This is a genomic window from Paenibacillus agilis (assembly GCF_007786455.1).
GTDB classification, from domain to species: Bacteria; Bacillota; Bacilli; order Paenibacillales; family Paenibacillaceae; genus Paenibacillus_B; species Paenibacillus_B agilis.
Map to the genome: position 1 here is coordinate 86,741 of NZ_VNJK01000004.1, position 18,855 is coordinate 105,595.

Annotated in this window: 18 protein-coding genes; 11 read left to right on the plus strand and 7 right to left on the minus strand. The window is 43.1% G+C overall.

The window, feature by feature from the left end; all coding sequences use genetic code 11:
• The first annotated feature begins 111 nt into the window (after positions 1-111).
• Both FPZ44_RS21715 and FPZ44_RS21720 read left to right on the plus strand, forming a co-directional pair.
• The gene (locus FPZ44_RS21715; protein ID WP_144993884.1) at positions 112-1,380 is read left to right on the plus strand and encodes a GntP family permease; all 1,269 of its coding nucleotides are present in this window, start codon (positions 112-114) and stop codon (positions 1,378-1,380) included.
• Between the two features lie 72 nt (positions 1,381-1,452).
• Positions 1,453-2,595 (plus strand): glycerate kinase, encoded by a 1,143-nt coding sequence (locus FPZ44_RS21720; RefSeq protein WP_144993886.1) that lies wholly within the window; start codon positions 1,453-1,455, stop codon positions 2,593-2,595.
• 187 nt (positions 2,596-2,782) lie between these two features.
• Here FPZ44_RS21720 and pnuC read toward each other — a convergent pair whose 3' ends face one another.
• On the minus strand, positions 2,783-3,427 hold the full coding sequence (pnuC, locus tag FPZ44_RS21725; RefSeq protein ID WP_144994221.1) for a nicotinamide riboside transporter PnuC: 645 nt from the start codon (positions 3,425-3,427) through the stop codon (positions 2,783-2,785).
• Positions 3,428-3,640: 213 nt separating this feature from the next.
• Positions 3,641-3,883, minus strand: coding sequence for a NifU family protein (locus tag FPZ44_RS21730; RefSeq protein WP_144993888.1), 243 nt, complete (start codon positions 3,881-3,883; stop codon positions 3,641-3,643).
• A 90-nt stretch (positions 3,884-3,973) separates the two neighbouring features.
• On the opposite strand from FPZ44_RS21730, the gene FPZ44_RS21735 reads away from it, so the two are divergent.
• On the plus strand, positions 3,974-4,228 hold the full coding sequence (locus tag FPZ44_RS21735; protein ID WP_028594058.1) for a YuzB family protein: 255 nt from the start codon (positions 3,974-3,976) through the stop codon (positions 4,226-4,228).
• 40 nt (positions 4,229-4,268) lie between these two features.
• On the opposite strand, the gene FPZ44_RS21740 is transcribed toward FPZ44_RS21735, so the two are convergent.
• Positions 4,269-5,342: an NAD(P)/FAD-dependent oxidoreductase gene (locus tag FPZ44_RS21740; protein ID WP_144993890.1), complete on the minus strand. Its 1,074-nt coding sequence runs from the start codon at positions 5,340-5,342 to the stop codon at positions 4,269-4,271.
• Positions 5,343-5,528: 186 nt separating this feature from the next.
• On the minus strand, positions 5,529-6,653 hold the full coding sequence (gene mqnE / locus FPZ44_RS21745; protein WP_144993892.1) for an aminofutalosine synthase MqnE: 1,125 nt from the start codon (positions 6,651-6,653) through the stop codon (positions 5,529-5,531).
• A 287-nt stretch (positions 6,654-6,940) separates the two neighbouring features.
• Here mqnE and FPZ44_RS21750 point away from each other — a divergent pair, with 287 nt between their 5' ends.
• On the plus strand, positions 6,941-7,300 hold the full coding sequence (locus FPZ44_RS21750; protein ID WP_144993894.1) for a HesB/IscA family protein: 360 nt from the start codon (positions 6,941-6,943) through the stop codon (positions 7,298-7,300).
• An 881-nt stretch (positions 7,301-8,181) separates the two neighbouring features.
• A complete protein-coding gene (locus FPZ44_RS21755) occupies positions 8,182-9,684 on the plus strand; it encodes a thiol-activated cytolysin family protein (RefSeq protein ID WP_144993896.1) in 1,503 nt (500 codons plus the stop codon).
• A gap of 256 nt (positions 9,685-9,940) precedes the next feature.
• Here the strand turns inward: FPZ44_RS21755 and FPZ44_RS21760 are convergent, their stop codons facing one another.
• Entirely contained in the window at positions 9,941-10,150 is a 210-nt protein-coding gene (locus FPZ44_RS21760) for a hypothetical protein (protein ID WP_144993898.1), read from the minus strand.
• Between the two features lie 235 nt (positions 10,151-10,385).
• Between FPZ44_RS21760 and FPZ44_RS21765 the strand changes: the two genes are divergently transcribed.
• Together FPZ44_RS21765 and sda are read left to right on the plus strand one after the other, a co-directional pair.
• Positions 10,386-11,048 carry a YheC/YheD family protein gene (locus FPZ44_RS21765; RefSeq protein WP_144993900.1) on the plus strand — a complete coding sequence of 221 codons (663 nt, stop codon included), beginning with the start codon at positions 10,386-10,388 and terminating at the stop codon, positions 11,046-11,048.
• 301 nt (positions 11,049-11,349) lie between these two features.
• Positions 11,350-11,490: a sporulation histidine kinase inhibitor Sda gene (gene sda, locus FPZ44_RS21770; RefSeq protein ID WP_028594066.1), complete on the plus strand. Its 141-nt coding sequence runs from the start codon at positions 11,350-11,352 to the stop codon at positions 11,488-11,490.
• Positions 11,491-11,924: 434 nt separating this feature from the next.
• Here the strand turns inward: sda and FPZ44_RS21775 are convergent, their stop codons facing one another.
• Entirely contained in the window at positions 11,925-12,956 is a 1,032-nt protein-coding gene (locus FPZ44_RS21775) for an NAD(P)/FAD-dependent oxidoreductase (RefSeq protein WP_144993902.1), read from the minus strand.
• A gap of 494 nt (positions 12,957-13,450) precedes the next feature.
• Between FPZ44_RS21775 and FPZ44_RS21780 the strand changes: the two genes are divergently transcribed.
• A complete protein-coding gene (locus tag FPZ44_RS21780) occupies positions 13,451-14,647 on the plus strand; it encodes an NAD(P)/FAD-dependent oxidoreductase (protein WP_144993904.1) in 1,197 nt (398 codons plus the stop codon).
• A gap of 3 nt (positions 14,648-14,650) precedes the next feature.
• A complete protein-coding gene (locus FPZ44_RS21785; RefSeq protein WP_144993906.1) occupies positions 14,651-14,902 on the plus strand; it encodes a hypothetical protein in 252 nt (83 codons plus the stop codon).
• 131 nt (positions 14,903-15,033) lie between these two features.
• Here FPZ44_RS21785 and hemQ read toward each other — a convergent pair whose 3' ends face one another.
• Positions 15,034-15,783 (minus strand): hydrogen peroxide-dependent heme synthase, encoded by a 750-nt coding sequence (gene hemQ / locus FPZ44_RS21790; protein ID WP_144993908.1) that lies wholly within the window; start codon positions 15,781-15,783, stop codon positions 15,034-15,036.
• A gap of 285 nt (positions 15,784-16,068) precedes the next feature.
• Between hemQ and FPZ44_RS21795 the strand changes: the two genes are divergently transcribed.
• Both FPZ44_RS21795 and FPZ44_RS21800 read left to right on the plus strand, forming a co-directional pair.
• Positions 16,069-16,350, plus strand: a complete 282-nt coding sequence (locus FPZ44_RS21795; RefSeq protein WP_186786195.1) for a YuiB family protein — start codon at positions 16,069-16,071, stop codon at positions 16,348-16,350.
• 497 nt (positions 16,351-16,847) lie between these two features.
• Complete coding sequence (locus tag FPZ44_RS21800) at positions 16,848-18,716, plus strand: ATP-binding cassette domain-containing protein (RefSeq protein ID WP_144993912.1); 1,869 nt, start codon at positions 16,848-16,850, stop codon at positions 18,714-18,716.
• Positions 18,717-18,855 lie beyond the last annotated feature (139 nt).

Sequence of the window (18,855 nt, forward strand, 5' to 3'; positions counted from 1 at the left end):
ATTTATGGGTTACATTATAGGTGTAAAGTAAATTAATCTCTAGTATGTAGCGTGCAGTTATTCATTCTATCCTTTTTACACGACAAGATTTTGCATAGGGAGATGAGACTTATGACGGTTTCTGTAAGCGTTCTCGGGGCACTGGCTGCTTTGGTAGTAGCTATTGTGTTGATTCTGCGTAAAGTGCCGCCTGCGTATGGCATGATGATTGGTGCTTTAGTAGGTGGCGTTGTTGGTGGAGTTAGTCTAGTGGATACCGTAACCTTAATGATGGATGGTTCCAAGACGATGATGCCAGCCGTGCTTCGTATATTGGCAGCCGGTATTTTAGCTGGTGTATTGATTGAATCGGGCGCAGCGAAGACGATAGCTGAGACGCTCGTCAAAAAAGTCGGCGAGACACGTGCTTTGTTCGCACTCGCCTTTGCAACTATGATATTGACCGCAGTGGGTGTCTTCATAGACGTAGCTGTTATTACGGTAGCTCCAATTGCTTTAGCAATCGCGCAGCGTGCGAATTTGTCTAAGTTAGCAATATTGCTCGCGATGATTGGTGGAGGTAAGGCAGGAAATATTATGTCCCCGAATCCAAATGCGATTGCAGCTGCTGATGCATTCAATGTGCCGTTGACTTCGGTCATGGCAGCAGGAATTATCCCAGCGATATTTGGACTTGCAATTACGTATTTACTGGCGAAGCGACTCACTAACAAGGGCTCTATGGTCGCATTGTCTGAAATAGCAGACAAGACAGACAGCAAACTTCCTAGCTTTGCTGCATCGATTGTAGCTCCAGCTGTAGCCATTGTACTGCTTGCACTTCGACCGCTTGCAGGTATTGTGATTGACCCGATGATTGCTTTGCCGCTTGGTGGTCTAGTAGGCGCTATTGTGATGGGTAAAGGGAAACAAATCAATAACTATGCAATTGCTGGGCTTAACAAAATGACTGGCGTTGCTGTAATGCTTATCGGAACAGGTACATTGGCGGGGATTATCTCCAACTCGCAATTGAAGGATGTTATTACGAATGGTCTGTCGGCTTCAGGATTGCCAGCATACTTGATGGCACCAATCAGCGGCGCATTTATGTCACTGGCAACAGCTTCGACAACGGCAGGTACAGCAGTAGCCAGCTCGGTGTTCGGTTCGACCATTATGGAACTAGGTATCGCTTCATTGGGGGCAGCTGCAATGATACATGCAGGTGCCACGGTATTTGACCATATGCCGCACGGAAGCTTCTTCCATGCAACAGGTGGCAGTGTGAATATGCAAATGAAGGAACGCCTTCGTCTTATTCCATATGAAACAGCTATCGGCTTGGTACTGGCAATTGTGTCGACATTCATTTATGGTGTATTCGGTTGGTTCTTATAAATAGATTTTGAATGATTAGAAGCCTATAGATAGACAGCGATGAGGTACAGCATAGTGGAGGAGTGGTGAGAGATGAAAATAGTAATAGCTCCCGATTCATATAAAGAAAGTTTGACTGCATTAGAGGCTTGTGAGGCAATTGAGCGTGGTTTTAGGGAAGTTTATCCTCAAGCAGATATCGTTAGAGTTCCGATGGCAGACGGCGGTGAAGGGACTGTACAGTCATTAGTAGATGCCACTGGAGGACGTATCGTCACATGCGAAGTGTTGGATCCGCTTGGCAAGTCAATTGAAGCATTTTACGGCTTGCTAGGAGATGGCAAGACTGCCGTTATCGAAATGGCAGCAGCTTCAGGACTTGCTCTCGTGCCAGCGGATTTGCGAAATCCTCTTCTTACTTCGACGTTTGGCACCGGACAGCTCATCCGTCACGCTCTTCAAGCAGGAGTGCGGCACATTATGCTTGGTCTCGGTGGCAGTGCTACTAATGACGGTGGAGTAGGGATGGCTCAGGCGCTCGGCTACCGATTCGTTGATGCGAATGGGCATGAAATATTGGCTGGCGGAGGCAATCTTGGTCACATTGAACGTATTGTAACGGATGATGTCGATCCGAGACTGATGGAGACGACGTTTATTGCTGCTTGTGATGTGGACAATCCGATGATTGGTCCTAAAGGAGCATCGGCAGTATTCGGCCCACAGAAGGGAGCTACGCCAGCCATGGTTGAAGTGCTGGATCGACATTTACAGCATTTGGCCGCATGCATAAGCACTGACTTAGGAATGGAAGTATCAACTGTTCAAGGAGGGGGCGCAGCAGGTGGACTAGGCGCAGGCGTTATTGCATTTCTCCGTGCAGAGTTGAAGCGCGGTGTGGATATTGTAATTGAAGCAACGAATTTGGCTCATCATATACAAGGAGCGGATCTTGTTATTACAGGTGAAGGTCGCATCGATGGCCAGACGATATATGGTAAGACACCTATTGGTGTTGCCAAAACAGCGAAAGCACAGCAGGTAAAAGTGGTTGCGATCGCTGGTTCTCTGGGGACAGATTATGAAGCCGTGCACGAACATGGCATCGATATCATATTTTCTCTAGTACCTGGAGTATGTACGTTGGATGAAGCACTCCAGAAGGCAGCAGTTAATTTGGAACGTACGGCACGCAATGTTGCGGCGTTGATGCAAGCAGGTCAGCAGCTTCGTTAATCGTGGTAGGACAAGTATAGAAAGAGATAGGTTTGGCGCTAGTGATAGTAGTATAGAAATGCAGTTCGTCCGGCATAGGTAATAAAATAGATACAGAATAAACGAATCCCCTACTCATAAGAGTTAGGGGATTCGTTTATTCTGTATGTTGCTGTAGCTTGTTTGTATAAAGGTAGAAGATGCATCATTACGCGTTGCTTTTTGCTGTACGCTGCATATAGCCGCGTCTCCATTCCATTAAGCCTTCTACACAGATGAACATGTTGACGATTACTAAAATAATCATGACATAGAGCTCTGTACTCGAATAAATGACGATGGAGATCATGTTATAAACAATCCATAAATGCCAGTGCTCGAAAATTTTCTTACTTAGCATGAATTGAGCTACAAGACCAAGAATAGCAGTTAAAGCATCCAAATAAGGCAGCGCAGAATCCGTGTATTGTACTTGATAATATCCCCATGCAAGCCAACCTACAAGGATGACGGAACCATAAATGATCCAGCCTTTAGCATCTAGGCGAACGGTTGGGCGCACGTCATTTTCACCTTTGTTTCTTAGCCAGTAGTACCAACCGTAAATATTAAAGATGAGTTGGCACGCACTTAGTACAACTAGCGCGTACAGACCTTGTCCCCAAAATATGTATAAAAACAAACCTACTGCAACGATACCGACTGGGAAGTTAAGTGTTTTCTCTTTTGCAAGAAGCCACACATTAATAATTCCGGTAAGAGAAGCAATGATTTCAATCGTGCTGGAGTCCAAGTACCAACCGACGAACAGCGTAATAAGGCTAGCTGACAACAAAAAGATAGTGGATCCCATGCGCCAACCGATATACAAGATGATAAGGCTGACCAATAACATAAATAACGGATTAAACAACAAATACATAATGATCTCTCCTGTCGAAGCTAAGCACGGTGTGGGCGCACACAAAAATATCTCGAATCGTCATTAGAGACGACTCGAGATATTCGGATGACTCCTACGTCGAAGCCTCTTGTTCATATGCAGAATCACAGAAGTACATTCAACTTAGAATACTTGAACGACTTCTTTCACGCCTTCTACTTCCTCAACCAACGCGCGCTCGATACCTGCTTTCAAGGTAATTGTAGAGCTCGGGCAGCTTCCGCATGCGCCCATAAGGCGAAGCTTAACAATACCATCTTCTACATCTACCAATTCAACATCGCCGCCGTCACGTTGCAAGAACGGACGAAGTTTATCTAACACTTCCAATACTTCGTCATAATTGACTTGTACTTGTTCACTCATTTTGTTCCAACTCCTTTCATACATACTGCTTTTATTATATTATAAAGCTAATTGAAATCAAAGAGATACACGCAAAAAGGGGGTTATACAATGAGACCGATCATCGAATTTTGCGTTAATAATATGCATCACGGTACGGACGAAGTAATGAAACATTTCGAGCAAAACCCAGACTACGATGTTGTGGAGTACGGTTGTCTAGGCAATTGCGGCGAATGCTACTTAGCTCCATTTGCTTATGTAGAAGGCGAGATTATCGTTGCAGAAAGCGCAGAATTATTAACGGGTAAAATTAATGAAAAAATTGCAGAACTAAAAGCATGGGAGCAAATCGATGTAGATTAACATCGACTTGCTCCCATTGTTGTAAGAAAAATATGATGACTTATCCGAAATGGTTTTTGGAAATCCACAGCACGCCGCTTTTGATGACGCGCGGTACATATCCAACCATAGGGCGTTTGCCGAACATGCCGAAGCCAGACTTTTTGCCCAGTGATCCAAGTACACCTTTAAGCTTGATACGTCCAAGCTTGGGTGTTTCACCTTTCCACAAAGCAAGCGCAACATCAGCGATCTGCTCGCCTTGTGCACCTGCTGCCTGCGCACTAGGTGAGAACGGCAAGCTGGCACAATCACCAACCACAAACACCTCAGGATATTGTTCAATTTGATGGTAGGAATTAAGCAATACACGACCTTGCGGATCTTTTGGAACATTCAAATCTTGAACGGGTTTCACAGGTTGAATACCTGCTGTCCATACTGTGACATCCGACTGGATTGCTTCGGTATCCTGCTCGCGTCTATTGTAAATTACACCCTGCTCCAACTGACACACGTTAATATGAGAGCGAAGCTCTACCTCATGTTCGTTGAACCAGTCAGAGACGTAGTTGGACAGCTTCACTGGGAATGAGGACAGCACACGCGGTCCGCGGTCCAATATACGAATGTTGATATCTGGGCGGCTTTCACGAAGCTCAGCAGCCATCTCTACACCGCTTAGTCCTCCGCCGACAACGGTCATTTGTCCATAAGGCTTAATATCGTTCAACAATTGGTACGTACGTCGAGTACTAGATAAGGATTGAATACTATTACCAAATTCCTCAGCGCCTGTAATCCCGTGGTAGCGGTCTGTGCAGCCGAGTGCAATAGCCATTTGATCATAAGAAATAGGATCATCTTCATGCAAATGAATAAGCTTATTGTCTAGATCAATGCTTGTAATTTGTCCGTAGTGTATTCGAACACGATCGTTTTTCGGGAAAGCAACGCGAATATCTACATCAGTCACTGTACCAGCAGCTAATGCATAGTATTCCGTCTTCAAACCCTGAAATGGCATACGATCAATGAGAACTATCTCTACATCTTCAGGCATTCCGCCTGCTAGCAAACGATCAATGATCGCAAGTCCACCATAGCCGCCGCCGCATACTACAAATCGTTTCATATCCGGATATCCCCCTATGTTGCCGTTAATATGTGCTGTCCGCTGTTCGCCCATGATGAGAACAGGGGTAATTGATATACAGCATGATACGGCTCCACCCACGAATCCTTTATTCGGTCTGTCGCTTCATAAGATTTCTGTTGTGAAGTGTCTGACTTTTATCTATCTGTAAGTTGGTCGAAATAACTATTTTTTGTTAGACTTTGGCTCATACACTTTGATTTCATTGTAGAACGTATCCCGTTCAACAGGAATGCGTCCTGCTCCTTGAATAAGCCAGATTAGCTCGTCACGCGTCAGACCTTCAGGCGTTAATGCACCTGCAGCATGGCTGATACGCTCTTTCACAATAGTACCGTGTGCATCAGAAGCACCGAAAGTCAGAGCCATCTGAGTGAGCTGAGTACCGATATTTATGAAGTACGCCTTAATATGCTGGATGTTATCCAACATGAGGCGGCTAATCGCGATTGTTTTGAGATCCTCATAAGCCGAGTTGCGGCGCTTAATGCCCGCCTTCGGGCTTTTTGGTTGCATGGACAATGGAATGAAGACCAAGAATCCATTTGTTTCGTCTTGAAGCTCACGAACTTTGATCAAGTGACGTATACGATCTTCATGAGACTCGATTGAACCGTAAAGCATCGTCGTATGCGTTTTGATGCCAAGTTGATGCGCAGTACGGTGAACTTCTAGATAACGGTCAACACCTGCTTTATCAACACGCATTTTTTTGCGGTATTCATCAGAAAGGATTTCAGCTCCGCCGCCAGTTAAAGATTCTAGTCCTGCATCGACGAGGGTAGTGAGAACTTCCTTAATGCTCAATCCGCTTATGCGTGTAAAGAAGTCGATCTCTGCTGCTGTGTAAGCTTTGAGTGTTACTTGAGGATAGCGTTCCTTAAGAGCTTTCAAGGAATCAACGTAGTATTGGAACGGTACGTTAGGATTGTGTCCACCTACGATATGGAACTCGCGCACTTCAGGGTGAATATGCTGGTCCACATAGGCGATCATTTCCTCTCCGCTTAACGTGTAGGCTCCTTCTGCATCAGCATCGCGTCTGAAGCTGCAAAAAGCGCAGTGAGCTTCACACACATTGGTGAAGTAAAGAGACATATTCTCGATGAAATAAACCTTGTTGCCGTTCTTGCGCATATTGACGAGATTTGCCAACTGACCAAGGGTCAAAATGTCGTCTGATTGATACAGGTACACGCCGTCTTCTAGGGTTAGACGTTCGCCTCGCTCTACTTTATCAGCGATTTCAGCCATACGTGGATCTGCATGTCTTGTTGGTGTAAGAATCATTGGTGTACCCCCCTCTTGAAAAGTAAGTCGTATATAATTGCACATCGTTACGTTATACGGAACTGCTCACTGTGGATTCATTCGATGGGCTTGCATACGTTATATAAAAGAATTGAAGCCGCTTGAGCGTGCAGTGAATCATATCACATACCTCTCCATTATACCCCTGCCTGAACATGGGGGCAATACATCCAGCAAAGACAATCGACATCATTTTCCATGGACGGAGGTTATCTTGTATAGATCCAAGAGGATGGTTATACTTAGAAATATGAGGAGGGATATGCATGATTACAATCAGCGAATTCGCGGTTGAGAAAATAAAAGAAATGCTAGCTAACGAGGAAAACCCGAACATGTTCTTGCGTGTTGGTGTTCATCCAGGCGGCTGCAGTGGCTTCTCCTATGGTATGGGGCTTGATGACGAAGAAACCGAACAAGATGTATATGTAGAGACAGGCGGATTGAAGGTCCTTGTGGATAAAGAAAGCATTCCGCATTTGGCTGGCTTGGAAATTGACTATAAAGAATCCGGTATGTCCGGAGGATTTACGATAAGCAATCCTAATGCTACAGCAACTTGCGGCTGCGGAGCATCATTCCGTACGGCACTAGCAGAAGGCAAAGCTGAGAAGTGTGACGATTAATTGTGTTTTGAAAGAAATATAAAGAAAGAGCCGTATAGGGAATTATCCTTGCGGCTCTTTTATATTGTTGTTTTTAAGTATTTTTATGAAGTGTTTTTATTAAGTGCAAATAACAGACAAGCTACGGCTATGTTGACATAAGCAATAGTGTGAAAGAACCAGTTGGAACTTACAAGTAACATAGCAGCGGAAGAAATGATAAGCAATAATATAAGTCTATACGTTCTCTCTCTAAATAATCGCAATACCAACAACCTTCCCTTCCTTATTTCGCCTTAATATTACCATGAATTTTGATAGTAGAATTTTAATTTTTTTGTTTCGTAGCTTAATATGCTTAATCGCATTCAGTTGTGTCAACTTAAATAGGGGCTACAGAAACGTCTTTGGACGGTTAATTTTTGTTCGATAAATTAACTAGTTTGGGAGGCGTTTTATTTATGTTTAAAAGTAGCAGCGGATAGTGAGGTTTTAAAATTAAGGTGCAGTTGCGCTAATGGTTGCTGTAGAGCCTATTTCGTGTAAATGGACGGATTTTCAATTGTAAAGGATGTCACAGAGCTTATTTGTTAGCTGGAGCATGTTTAATCACCATTTTTGCTAAAATAAGCTCGCCTACAACCGTTACATTTCTACAATGGGCAATTTTACAGAAATAACGTCTATGGCGCCCGTTAGAGGAAACAATGCGGTGTGTTTTCGCTCTGTAGCACAGCCTGTGATCACTTCTGGAACTTCGTTTGTATGTAATTAGCTAGCCAGCAGGTACATTAATAGTATTCCTTTTGAAAATATAATATTTTTACGTAAAAATACCGATATAACTAGTGTATAGACCTACTATTATACAAATATTTAGAAAAAGAAGGGGGAGGTCTTGTATGAAAATTTCAAAACATGTAAAAGGCACAAAATTGCTCGCGAGTTTACTAGTTATTTTGCACTTGTTTACGTATTCCAACATTTCTGTCGCTGCAGCAAATGAAGGTAATGATATCGATACCGGTATCGCGAGCCTGAATTATGATCGCAATGAAGTCTTGGCTGTAAAAGGTGATCAGATCAGTAGTTTTGTTCCGAAAGAAGGTCTCCAATCAAATGGTAAATTTATTGTGGTTGAACGCGAGAAAAAATCACTCGCCACTTCACCAGTAGATATATCCATTATTGATTCGATGACAAATCGAACGTACCCAGGTGCCATACAGCTTGCAAATCAATCCTTCGCGGATAATCAGCCAGACTTGATTATGGCTAAAAGGCAACCATTAGATATCAGTATTGATTTGCCTGGATTGAAAAATGAAAATACGATTACGGTTCAAAATCCAACTTACAGCAGTGTTTCGGGTGCAGTGGATCAACTAGTATCGACTTGGGTTGATAAATATTCATCCACTCATACATTGCCTGCAAGGCTGCAATATGCAGAATCTATGGTTCATAGCAAAAATCAAATAGCGAGTGCGCTTAATGTGAACGCTCAAGTGCTTAACAATACGTTGGGTATCGACTTTAACGCGGTTGAAAGCGGCGAGAAAAAAGTGATGGTAGCTGCTTACAAGCAAATTTTTTATACGGTAAATGCAGCTCTTCCTAACAATCCATCGGATCTTTTCGATCAAAGCGTGACGTTCAATGAACTAGTTCGAAAAGGAGTAAGCAATGAATCTCCGCCTTTGATGGTGTCTAATGTTGCTTATGGCAGAACGATTTACGTTAAGTTGGAGACTACTTCGAAGAGCAGTGATGTCCAAGCCGCATTTAAAGCGCTGCTCCGTGATTCTAGCGTACAGTCCAGCGGACAGTACAAAGACATTTATGAGAATAGTTCATTTACTGCTGTAGTATTAGGCGGGGATGCACAGACACATAACCAAATCGTCACGAAAGACTTTAATGTCATCCAAAATATCATCAAAGACAATGCGCAGTTTAGCCCCAGAAATCCAGCTTACCCAATATCCTATACAAGTGTGTTTTTGAAAGACAATGCGGTTGCTGCTGTTCGCAACAATACAGAGTATATCGAGACAAAATCGACCGAATATACAAAAGGTAAAATTACGCTAAATCATTATGGTGCATATGTAGCTGAGTTTGAAGTGTCTTGGGATGAAGTTACCTATGATGCAAATGGACAAGAAATTATTACTCATAAGGTGTGGGAAGAAAGCGGCTGGAATAAAACCGCATCTTTCTCGACAGAGATTCCACTTCCACCTAACGCTAGAAATATAAAGATTTTGGCAAGAGAATGCACAGGTCTGGCTTGGGACTGGTGGAGAACCGTTATAAATGAAACGGATGTACCATTAACTAGCCATATTAAAGTTTCTATAGGTGGAACAACATTGCACCCAACAGGATCGATTACTTATTAATTACTGCTGAAAAATCTCCCCATTCATCTGGGGAGATTTCTTTTTTTGATAAAAAGTTAATCCGTAAAGTCTCTAGTTGAAAGTCGTGGACACATTTTTTGGATACCTTGACATTGTATAATGTTGAACAGCCCCGCTATTCAGATGATGGGCTGCTTTCAAATCTCGGACTGAGTATGTGGCATTCGTACTAAATTTTAACTCATACGATATCGTTATCATTCATATCGGATTTCGAACTATGTAAGAGTAAGGTTTAAAATAAACCAGGGAACGTTTTGCCCAGCATTATGACGATAAGGTAGAAACAGAAAATAGAAAATATGGCGGAACCAATGCCAAGACCAATCTTGCGCTGCTGCATAAAACGAATGCTAATAATTAAAATTCCTGCGTTAACAACGACCAATATAATGGACATGGACACAATTGCAATCCAATATAAAATGCGAAAAAGTTCTTCCATTCCGTTCTCTCCTTGCCTATGAAGGTATGTTCAATCCAGATAACAATTCTATTCAATATCAAATTCCCATCCCCTCTACGATACCATCCTAATATTGGGAATGACAATCCCTGAATGTATGAATACGTCGAATAGTATCTGAAATAATTAGGCTCTCTACTTGGACTAGGGTACAAGAAGCGGGCATGTACACTGAGTACTGTATAGAATGACGGTACAGGAAAGGGGGATCGGGATGGAAGGAACACAAGTTGCCAGCAAGTGGGTAAAGACAGAGGCACTTCTATCCGACGCTCGTGTAGCCTCGCACATACCGCTAACTCGCATGTATTCGCCAGAACAGCTCCAGCGGATGTTAAATGAGTTTGGGTTTGTGGTCATCAAGCCGGTTATAGGTGGTGGTGGTTACGGCGTTATAAAAGTCACGAAAACACATAGTTCCTACTCCTTTACCTCGTTATCAAGTACGCTAACTTTTTCTTCCTTTCAGGCTCTTATTCGAGCGTTAGCTAAAGCGAAAAAGAAGCGTAAATATTTGATTCAACAAGGTATTCATTTGGCTACCATTTCAGGCAGGCCAATTGATTATAGGGTTAAAGTCATTAAGAAAGACGGTATTTGGGTTTTCCGGGCGATTGTAGGTCGATTAGCGAAAGATGGACTATTCGTTACGAATTTATCTAAAGGCGGAAAGCAGCTTACTTCTAGCGAAGCTCTCAGTCTCTCGCTATCTGAGGATGTAGTAGATACAAAAAGAGAAGAAATGAAGCAATTAACCCGAATTTGCACTGAAATTATGGAGGAAAGGTTTCCTGGCGTTGGTAGATTGGGATTTGATTATGGAATAGATCAAGAAGGGATCATATGGATATTGGAAGTGAATACGAAGCCTCGGTGATGAGGACAGGGGAGTAAATAGAAATCTAAATTAGGAATCTATCAGCTTGTAAATAAGTTGATAGATTCTATTTTTATAGGATTAAAAACTGATTAAACATTTTTATGTTAGAAAACAACAAAATGATGTGAATATAAATATCCACATTATACCACCTAATGGGTAAGCGATTCCGACAGTTATCAACATTGTATGCACAATTTTTCCACAATTTGCTGTGGATAACAGAACGCTTGTTCTGAGAAATAAGGCCATGCTATAGTGAATTTGTAAGGAAATATGAGGAAAGGTTGTGGTTGTGATGGCATTACTTTCCGATGAGATGCTTTTTGAATCGTATTCTCAAGCGGTACGTTTGCAACTGGATGAGGAATTCATTGCATTGTTGCTCGCGGAAATGCAAAGACGCCGTCTTCGTCCGACCATCCCGCAGTACCATTAATCCTCATGATGTACATTTCCCAATAGAGAGAATCCTGTTGTTCTATATGATATGCTGCCCGTCCTCGAATTTATGACCATTTACGTAAGAGAGGTTTTGGCAGGATACACAATAGAACAAATGCAGGCAGACTCCGTTATTATCTTCTTCTGTTGAGGCGACACTCGATAAAACAGGAGCTGGTACTGACGGCAACTCTTGATAAGGTTCATACGGTCCAGTATAGTCATCTCGTTTGCCGCAGTCGACGGCAGGGTTCAAGCAGTTAGGGCATAAACATTCCGGACTGACGAAGCCGTTGCACAGTGGACAAACATTAAACAAGGGTATCTACCTCCACACATAGATATATGGAGTAGGATACCCTTACTTTATGCTTATTATGAGATAGTGAAAGCGCAAAGCTTATTTCCTTGTATGTGGTTCGTATCCGCTTAGCGTTTCATATTACTGCTATGTCCCGGAGATAGCTTCGCTGTCGGGTCAATGTACACCTTTGCATTGTTAATGGCAGTTGGTGCTTCACCGAAGCCAACCGCAATTAGCTTAAGCTTGCCCGGATAGGTGGTAACATCTCCTGCAGCGAAAATACCCGCAACATTCGTTTCCATACGTGAATCGACCACGATTGAACCGCCTTCGATATGTATGCCCCATTCCGAGATAGGTCCTAACGAGGATACAAATCCGAAATTGACAATAACAGCATCTACTTCAATGTCAGTTGTTTCTTTTGTCTTTACATCGCTAATCGTCACACGTTCAATGCGTTCTTCACCATGCAGCTGTACAATTTCTGTAGGTGTGATCACGTTGACTTTGGAGTTTATCAATTGCTCAACACTGTGCTCATGCGCGCGGAACTTGTCACGACGGTGAATAAGGGTAACCTGCTCAGCGATAGGCTCCAACATAAGTGACCAGTCTACAGCAGAATCACCGCCACCGCTAATAAGAACCTTCTGTCCTTTGAACTTTTGCAAGTCATTTACGAAATAATAAAGATTAGCCTTCTCGAATGCAGCTGCTTCAGGTAAGTCAAGTCTACGTGGTTCAAAAGCTCCGATACCAGCCGTGATGATAACAGCACGCGCGTAGTGCGTTTCCTTGTCCGTCTTAATTTCGAATAAACGCTCATCGAGTTTATTGACTTGAAGCACCTTTTCTTCAAGACATACATCAGGGTTGAAGTGATCCATTTGTTCCTTAAGGCGATCTACTAATTCTTGCGCAGTAACCTGAGGGAAGCCGGCAACGTCATAAATATATTTTTCCGGATATAAAGCAGCAAGCTGTCCGCCAAGTTGGGGCATACTCTCGATAATTCGTACTGATGCTTGCCTCATACCACCGTAGAAAGCCGCAAACATACCTGCAGGCCCGCCGCCGATGATAATGATGTCGGTTATATCTTGATGAGTAGATGTTGTCGTCAAATTGCACACCTCCAAATAGTGGGTGACCATAAATATGGATGCACATTGGTTAGGATATAAATATGTATTTATTATAATCCTATCGTTTTAATTATCAAATGGCACATTTACATAATATGCAATGACACCCCAAAATAAAAACCTTCAATAATGCAAAAGCTATTTCATGACACCGTAATGAATATATAAAATGGGTAACAAATTATTAAGAATCTTCAATTTAAAGCGCTTACAATTGTGAACTGGATCATTTTTTCCTTGTATTTTCAGCAAATAATCGTTATGATTGCAGTTGGATTTGCAATTTTCACGAATGCTGAGAATTGTATGGATTACCCCAATATATCGTATCGGGATCGTTCGGTGTTGTATGTGATCGATGTAATACTGTAAGCCTGACATATTACAGGACCATGAGCATGTATAGTCATTTATGTGGTGTTTTTCACACATTAATATATCGGGCAAATGGTGTATCAACAGAGATGTTCAGCCGAATCGACGCGGAAGGAGACGAGACAATAATGAGCCATATTCCTAAGGTTGTTATTTTAGGTGCAGGTTACGGTGGTCTTATGGCCGCTAAGCGTCTACAAAAAGAATTGAATTATAACGAGGCTGATGTAACACTAGTCAGCAAACATGAGTATCACTACTTTACAACTCATCTCCACATGCCAGCTGCTGGTACGGACAAGCTGGAGAACTCTTATGTAGAAATTACAAAATTGATTGATGAGTTCAAAATTGACTTCGTCAAATCTACAGTTCAGGAAATTCGTCCTGAAGAAAAGAAAGTCGTTCTTGAAGATGGCGCATTGTCTTATGACTACTTGATTATCGGTCTTGGCGGCGAGCCAGAGACGTTCGGCATTCCAGGTTTGGCTGAGCATGCGATGACTATCCGCAGCATCAACTCTGTTAAAGCTATTCGTGAGCATATCGAAGAGCAATTCAAATTGTTCAAACAAGATCAAACTCGCGTTGATCGTTTGACGTTTGTTGTCGGCGGTGCAGGCTTTACAGGTATCGAGTTTGTTGGTGAGCTAGCTGATCGTATTCCTGAGCTTTGCCGTGAGCACAACATCGACCGTTCCTTGGTTAAAATATACAACATTGAAGCGGCTCCAACAGCTCTTCCAGGCTTCGATCCGAAACTGGTTGACTATGCAATGAAAGTGCTTCAAGACAAAGGTGTAACATTCAAAATCGCTACTGCTATTAAAGAGTGCACACCAGAAGGCGTTCTTTTGGCTACGGAAGAAGAAATCAAGTCCGCTACAGTTGTATGGACAGGTGGCGTACGTGGTAACCGCTTGATTGAGCAAGCAGGCTTCGAAGCAATGCGCGGCCGTGTAAAAGTGGATGAGCATTTGCGTGCTCCAGGACATGACAATGTATTCATTATCGGGGATAACTCTTTGATGATTAATACAGCTATCGACCGTCCTTACCCGCCAACAGCTCAAATGGCGATGCAGCAAGGACCTGTTGCAGCAAGCAATATCGTTGCTTCTATTCGTAAGCAACCACTCAAGACGTTCACGTTCCAGAACAAAGGAACAGTAGCTTCTTTGGGTAAAGGTCAAGCAATTGGTGTTGTTGGTAATACGAAGCTTACAGGCTTCATGGCAGCACAATTGAAAAAAGTTATTGATATTCGCTGGTTGTTCATCATCGGTGGTATTTCCTTGGCACTTCGTAAAGGGAAGTTCTTCTAAGCGATGAGACACTGCAGCGTGCAAGTTCGAGGATTGTTGACGCGCGATGAGCTGGATCGTTACAACGCGCTTATGGAAGTCGGCTCTTTTCTGGAGTCCCAGAACCGTCATGATCTGGCTTATACGGTGCAGAAAGAAGTTGATCTGCTCATTCAGCCAGGCATTGAACGACTGAAAGAAAAAAGTCGTGAACGGGATAGAATGACCGAGCAATATTTGGCATCATTGGATGATCAGGATGACGATGATAACTAAGTGGATGTACCGCCCTAGGATAACTTATCTTAGGGCGGTTTTTGCTATATGGTCATCATTGAGGTTGGCGCTGACGAACGAAAAAGCTCCCTTCATCTTTTCAGATAAGGGAGCTTTTATTTGTTCTATTATTATTTCAACATATCTTTAAGATGGTCAGGTGTTAGTCGGTTACCGACATAGAAGGAACCGAACTCGCCGAAGCGAGCACTAACTTCATCGAAGCGCATTTCATATACAAGCTTCTTGAAATGAAGTGGGTCATCACTGAACAGCGTTACGCCCCATTCCCAATCGTCCAAGCCGACGGAACCGGTAATAATCTGTTTTACTTTACCTGCGTAGCCTCGTCCAATCATGCTGTGGCTGCGCATCATGCCGCGTCTTTCTTCGACGGACAGCATGTACCAGTTGTCTTGCAGATCCCGCTTCTTATTCATCGGATAGAAGCAAATATGCTTCGCTTGCGGAAGAATCGGCTTCAGACGTGCAAGCACTTCTGGGTTCTCCATCGGATCTTCTGTTGACCCTGGCTTCGTCATGTAGTTGCTGAGCTCTACGATACTTACGTAGGAATAAGTCGGAATTGTAAAGCGAGCAAACGCAGACTTATTCAGCTCAGTCTCCAGCGCATTAAGTTCTTCCAGCGTTTCACGCAGGTGGAAGATCACGAAATCTGCTTTTTGACCAATGATGCTGTACACGACTGTACTGCCTTGATTATCGTTCTCTGTTTGCTTCCATTGTTCCCATAACGTTTGCAACTCATCTAATGCATGAGCACGCTCTTCCTCGTCAGCTTTATTCCATAGCGCCCAGTTCATCGTGCGGAAATCATGCAGGGCGTACCAACCTTCAAGTGTCTTTGTTGCTTCACTCATTATGTAAGCCACCATCCTTTGTTATGAGAGTTGTCTATATATAGTGTTGATTACGTTTCCAAACATTATCCACATTGTAGCCTATCTAAGTAGGCGCGGCAATGTACCTATGAGAAATGTCACCGAATGTTCGTTGATTTTTCAAGGAAGGAAAAGTAAAATGAATCGCGAAATAGGTAAATGTTGAGAAATGTCGATCGAGATAGGGATGTACATTTGTTCTCAGTAATCGGATTCAAGATTCAATGATTTGCAGCAGAGGGGGCATAATAAGTGGAGTGGTTGATGTATATCGTATTAATGGTACTGCTATTTGTAATGATGTTTGGTATTGGATTTATTTTAAATATGCTTATGAAAACAACCTGGTTTCCGATGGTATTATATGTGGTCCTAGTCATTCCGTTAGCGATGTGGACGATGTGGGATAGTTCCTTGACGTTTGTAGGTAATGTGACCAACTATGGCTTTGTTGATATCTTAATCGCTATCTCAGGGTTATTTGGGGCGTATATTAGTGGAAAAACGATTGGCTATTTGCGAGTAGGCGGATATAAAATGTTCTAGTTGTTCTCTTTTTTGAATAAAAGTCCTGCGAGTATAGAAAGAATATCGTATGGGTCATAAGCGGGTTGACGGCTTTTAGCATCTTTTATATACTGGTGACAACAGTGTTTGGTATTATTTACTGTATAACTGTATAAGACGAAGGAAAGGGTAAGGTACGCCGGACGATGGATAATAACTAATTTCGATCAGTTAATAACTGCATTTTTGAATCACATATCGATTCTTTAATGATAGTTCTGAGGGGATTAGTCTGTCTATTTACATCGACTCGTACGACTCTTGATGATGATACTAGGCGCTGTACACGTGAGTACAGTTTGGCCATGCGATTGCGTAATTGTGAGCACATTCATTCTACACGTTATTTATGATGTTACGTGTAGCTGTGTATCATTGCACATTGCAGAAGTGTCGTACATCCTGCCTATTCGTCTTGCAGGTGATGTAAATATCGCATAGCTATCCTCTCTAGGACATCCTAGGGAGGTTTTTTTATGTCAACAACTACAACTATATTACTTGAAATAAATGCACTTCAGGTCTATTACGGGGACCGACTTATTGCTCATATTCCAGATGCAGTACGCATGTACCGTGGCGAATGTATTGGTTTAATTGGTGAAAATGGAGCAGGTAAAACATCATTAATGCGTGTATTGGCGGGGCAGTTGGAAGCCGATGCAGGTCAAGTACTGCGTCACGGCATTATTGAGGTCGTCGGCCAATGGGATGAACGCAGTCAAATGGAGCAGCCGCCAGCTGACATTCAAACATTAAGCGGTGGTGAGTGGACAAAGCGGCGTATTGCGGCAGCCTTGGCAACAGGAGCCGATATATTGATGCTAGATGAGCCAACAAGCCATCTAGATGTACAATCGATTCGCGAGCTGGAGAAGCAAGTTCGTGCTTATGATGGGCTCATTATTGTTATATCTCACGACAGAACGTTTCTGAATGAAGTGTGTACGCGAATATGGGAGCTTGAAGATCAGAAGCTTCATATTTACAGCGGCGAGCGACCAGGTGCTTATAAACAATACCGAGAAGAGAAAGAGCGTATAAATAAGGAAATGTGGCGGGCTTATCATAATCGAGAAGCAGAGCGAGAAAGACTTCAAGAGATGATTGGCGAGAAGAAGAGCAGTGCCAGCAAAGCAAGCAGACCCAAAAAGGGACTGACCAGTAAAGAAATGCGGCTTGCTCGACCTCACTTTAATCGCAAGCAAGCGAAGCAGGAAAAAACGGTCAAAGCAATGGAGCAGCGCCTGAGTAAATTGGTTTCTATGCCGCGACCTTATGAGGAAGAGAAGCTTGTATTTGATGTGAATTACCACAATCCTATACGCAGTAAGACACTGCTTGAGGGTGAAGGTTTACAATTGCGGCTGCCCTCGGGTCTCATTTCAGGTTCAGCAGCACTATCCATTTCAGATTTAGGCTTAGGTGATGCAGCTTCTCGATTGAGAGGAGAAGATCCATCCCAAGAAGGCAGGACTCTGTTGTCTCCCCTATCGTTCCGCATCCGTCCAGGCATGAAGGTGGCGATTACGGGAAGTAATGGATCGGGCAAGTCAACGCTGCTGCACACGCTGCTTCGCGCTTATGACCAAGCTTGTCAGGATGGAGAATGGAAGCGAGCGGCGGAGCCGACTGAACAGGGAGTTCTTGCAACCGGGCAATGGCGATTATCACCACGAATGCAGGTAGGATATTTTGATCAGCGCGTAGACCAGTTGGATAAAAATAAGCACGCTGTGGAGCAAGTACGAGCAACAACTTCCTATTCAGAATCGATCGTAAGGATTGCACTTGCGAGATTACATTTGTCTGGGCGCTTGGCCTTGCAGCCTGTAGGTACATTAAGCGGTGGGGAAAGAGTAAAGGTGCAGCTTATTAAGCTTCTTTTGAGCGGCTGCAATGTGCTCATTTTGGATGAGCCGACGAATTATTTAGACATTCAAGCTCGTGAACAATTGGAACGGGTACTGAAAGACTATCCTGGAACCGTATTGTTCGTTTCACACGACCGTACATTCGTATCGGCAGTTGCTACACATGAGCTTCGTATCGATCATACGGCACCTTATTTTAAGGCAATGGATGAAGTGAATGTGAATGAGCCAGAACATAAAGGAAGCTTAGTTCAAGCTCGTGCGGAGGGTCCTTATCGAAATGGGCAGTCCAAAGGTGCCACGGATAGTAAGGAGCGAAATATTGCAACTCATGAAGAGCGCATGAGGTTTGAGTTGGAATGGAATCGGGTGCTATCCGCATTATCACTTCCTCAATCCGACGCGGCTAAAGCTAATTTGGAACAACAGTACAGCCAACTTCTTGTGCAGCGGAGAAATTTGAACTTGTAAGAGCTTGATAACAAGCTGTTATGGAGGATTTTGAAGGATTGTAGAAAATGATGTTCTGCCATCATATCTCGCAGCTTGTTGCTGTCCTCTGATCTTGCTATGATGACGATAAACAATTCCTGATAACAGGAGAACGCGG

Bases quoted from the DNA above. Each gene is read 5' to 3' on its own strand.
- FPZ44_RS21715 (WP_144993884.1), top strand. From the start codon at position 112: ATGACGGTTTCTGTAAGCGTTCTCGGGGCACTGGCTGCTTTGGTAGTA.
- FPZ44_RS21720 (WP_144993886.1), top strand. From the start codon at position 1,453: ATGAAAATAGTAATAGCTCCCGATTCATATAAAGAAAGTTTGACTGCA.
- pnuC (WP_144994221.1), bottom strand. From the start codon at position 3,427: ATGGGATCCACTATCTTTTTGTTGTCAGCTAGCCTTATTACGCTGTTC.
- FPZ44_RS21730 (WP_144993888.1), bottom strand. From the start codon at position 3,883: ATGAGTGAACAAGTACAAGTCAATTATGACGAAGTATTGGAAGTGTTA.
- FPZ44_RS21735 (WP_028594058.1), top strand. From the start codon at position 3,974: ATGAGACCGATCATCGAATTTTGCGTTAATAATATGCATCACGGTACG.
- FPZ44_RS21740 (WP_144993890.1), bottom strand. From the start codon at position 5,342: ATGAAACGATTTGTAGTATGCGGCGGCGGCTATGGTGGACTTGCGATC.
- mqnE (WP_144993892.1), bottom strand. From the start codon at position 6,653: ATGATTCTTACACCAACAAGACATGCAGATCCACGTATGGCTGAAATC.
- FPZ44_RS21750 (WP_144993894.1), top strand. From the start codon at position 6,941: ATGATTACAATCAGCGAATTCGCGGTTGAGAAAATAAAAGAAATGCTA.
- FPZ44_RS21755 (WP_144993896.1), top strand. From the start codon at position 8,182: ATGAAAATTTCAAAACATGTAAAAGGCACAAAATTGCTCGCGAGTTTA.
- FPZ44_RS21760 (WP_144993898.1), bottom strand. From the start codon at position 10,150: ATGGAAGAACTTTTTCGCATTTTATATTGGATTGCAATTGTGTCCATG.
- FPZ44_RS21765 (WP_144993900.1), top strand. From the start codon at position 10,386: ATGGAAGGAACACAAGTTGCCAGCAAGTGGGTAAAGACAGAGGCACTT.
- sda (WP_028594066.1), top strand. From the start codon at position 11,350: ATGGCATTACTTTCCGATGAGATGCTTTTTGAATCGTATTCTCAAGCG.
- FPZ44_RS21775 (WP_144993902.1), bottom strand. From the start codon at position 12,956: ATGGTCACCCACTATTTGGAGGTGTGCAATTTGACGACAACATCTACT.
- FPZ44_RS21780 (WP_144993904.1), top strand. From the start codon at position 13,451: ATGAGCCATATTCCTAAGGTTGTTATTTTAGGTGCAGGTTACGGTGGT.
- FPZ44_RS21785 (WP_144993906.1), top strand. From the start codon at position 14,651: ATGAGACACTGCAGCGTGCAAGTTCGAGGATTGTTGACGCGCGATGAG.
- hemQ (WP_144993908.1), bottom strand. From the start codon at position 15,783: ATGAGTGAAGCAACAAAGACACTTGAAGGTTGGTACGCCCTGCATGAT.
- FPZ44_RS21795 (WP_186786195.1), top strand. From the start codon at position 16,069: ATGTATATCGTATTAATGGTACTGCTATTTGTAATGATGTTTGGTATT.
- FPZ44_RS21800 (WP_144993912.1), top strand. From the start codon at position 16,848: ATGTCAACAACTACAACTATATTACTTGAAATAAATGCACTTCAGGTC.